Raw genomic sequence first — 1,782 nt, 5'->3', positions numbered from 1 at the left:
TGATATGCCCCCTGTCAAGTAGACAGGTTAAATATCTAAAATGAAATGCAGATGAACGATCACACAGATTTGTGTGGTCGTTTTTCTATGCACACCATTTCTCTTTATATTTCTCAATTCTCTTATTCGTAGGAATTGGATATTCCTGAATTATCTCTGACTGTAGCGCTTCATTTCTTACTTCCAAAGGTGTTTTACAATGATATCTATCTTGTGGTCGTTTTGTTGAATAAAATCGTATGTAATCATTTATTGCATGCCTTAAAGAAGCTTCCTCTGTGATTTCATACATTTGATACATTTCAGCTTTTATAATGCCCCAAAACCCCTCTGTAGGTCCGTTATCAATACAATGTCCAACTCTTGACATAGATTGTTCCATTTCCTGTTCTATAAGTTTTCTTTTAAACACTTTACTGGTATATTGAAACCCTCTGTCTGAGTGAAAAAGTGGCTTAGCATCTGGATTGGCTTCGATTGCTTTTTCAAATGTTTTAAATACCAGATGATTATCATTTCTGCAACTTATGACATGTGAAACTGGATATCTGTCGTACAAATCCAGAATGGCACTTAAATAGAGTTTCTTCTGTGTACCTGGTACTTTGAATTCTGTTACATCTGTTGTCCATTTCTTATTAGGTGCATCTGCATAAAAATCTCTTCCAAGTTTATTTTCAGCCGTTTCATCAGGTGTAGAAGATCTATATGTTTTCTTTTTCTTTCGGATTACTGCATGGATATCAAGTTTTTGCATGATTCTATGCACACGTTTTTTGCTGTAGTTCGTATGATTAAAGTGATTAATCCACGAAGTCATTCTACGATATCCCAAGATGTGATCAAATCGTTCATCATACTCTTTAATTAGCTCCGCAAGTTCTATGTTTTTGAGTTCGTGCTCAGGAATTTCACGATGAAGCCATTTGTAATACGCAGCTCGTGATATTTCCAGTTGTTTACACATCCAGTTAAGGCTCCAATGCTTGTTTTCATAAAAGAACTTTATTGCCATAAATCTGGAATCATATCTTAGTTTTCCTAGCCTCACATCCTTTCGAATTCTTTCACTTTTTTTAACAGTTCTGTCAGCATATCCTTTTCTTTCAGTTGACTCTTTAATCTAAGATTTTCACGCCGCAAGCGTTCTAATTCATCAACCTCATCATCCGTTTTATGATGACCTCGTTTATCTATTAATGCATCATTTCCATTAGCATCATATTTCTTTACCCAAGAATAAACCTGGTTGTAAGATACATCATACAAGGATGCAGTATCTTTGTAATTACGTTCGTGATTTATACAGTATTCAACAATTTCTCTGCGTTCCTCAATAGTTGTTTTTCTTCTTGCTTCTGCCATATAGACCTCCCTTTTAGGATTATAATCCTTAAGTTCTCTATTGGCATTATAACGCATAATCCAGCCTCTGAGTACCGCCCTTGAAGAGATATTATATCTGGCAACATATCGTCTACGCTCCCTTGTCCTGACAGGACAGCCTCTGCGCACATCTTTTTAAAATCTGACGAATAAGAGGAGTTTCCGGAAACCTTGAAAAATGCGGAGATTCCATAAAGCCTGTATTTGGCTACCCATTGCTGCAGCGTTGTTTTCCCAATGTTATATTTTTCTGACAGAAAAGGATAGGAACTCCCATCAAGGTACTCCTGTGAAACCTTTGCACGGAATTCTACTGTATGTGGTGATTTGGACATAAAAATACCTCCTAAGTAGCTTTTGGTTATTTCCATTGTCTACTTAAGAGGTATCATATCA

3 protein-coding genes are annotated in these 1,782 nt (G+C 36.2%); all 3 read right to left on the bottom strand.

What is annotated here, in order from left to right; all coding sequences use genetic code 11:
- Window positions 1-85: 85 nt before the first annotated feature.
- The 3 genes from MUB35_RS30315 to MUB35_RS30745 are packed head-to-tail and all read right to left on the bottom strand — an operon-like array spanning window position 86 to window position 1,721.
- Window positions 86-1,015, bottom strand: a complete 930-nt coding sequence (locus MUB35_RS30315) for an IS3 family transposase (protein ID WP_244807376.1) — start codon at window positions 1,013-1,015, stop codon at window positions 86-88.
- A gap of 32 nt (window positions 1,016-1,047) precedes the next feature.
- The gene (locus MUB35_RS30750) at window positions 1,048-1,365 is read right to left on the bottom strand and encodes a helix-turn-helix domain-containing protein (protein ID WP_331477700.1); all 318 of its coding nucleotides are present in this window, start codon (window positions 1,363-1,365) and stop codon (window positions 1,048-1,050) included.
- On the bottom strand, window positions 1,302-1,721 hold the full coding sequence (locus MUB35_RS30745) for a helix-turn-helix domain-containing protein (protein WP_331477699.1): 420 nt from the start codon (window positions 1,719-1,721) through the stop codon (window positions 1,302-1,304). Before MUB35_RS30745 ends, MUB35_RS30750 begins: the two co-directional genes overlap by 64 nt.
- Window positions 1,722-1,782 lie beyond the last annotated feature (61 nt).

It is taken from the genome of Blautia sp. NSJ-175 (genome assembly GCF_022867815.1).
GTDB classification, from domain to species: Bacteria; Bacillota; Clostridia; order Lachnospirales; family Lachnospiraceae; genus Blautia; species Blautia celeris.
The sequence above is the reverse complement of the archived record's forward strand: the minus strand, read 5'-3'. Positions and strand labels throughout refer to the sequence as shown.

Excerpts from the sequence above, each read along its gene's own strand:
- MUB35_RS30750 (WP_331477700.1), bottom strand. The coding sequence starts at position 1,365 with ATGGCAGAAGCAAGAAGAAAAACAACTATTGAGGAACGCAGAGAAATT.
- MUB35_RS30315 (WP_244807376.1), bottom strand. The coding sequence starts at position 1,015 with ATGGCAATAAAGTTCTTTTATGAAAACAAGCATTGGAGCCTTAACTGG.
- MUB35_RS30745 (WP_331477699.1), bottom strand. The coding sequence starts at position 1,721 with ATGTCCAAATCACCACATACAGTAGAATTCCGTGCAAAGGTTTCACAG.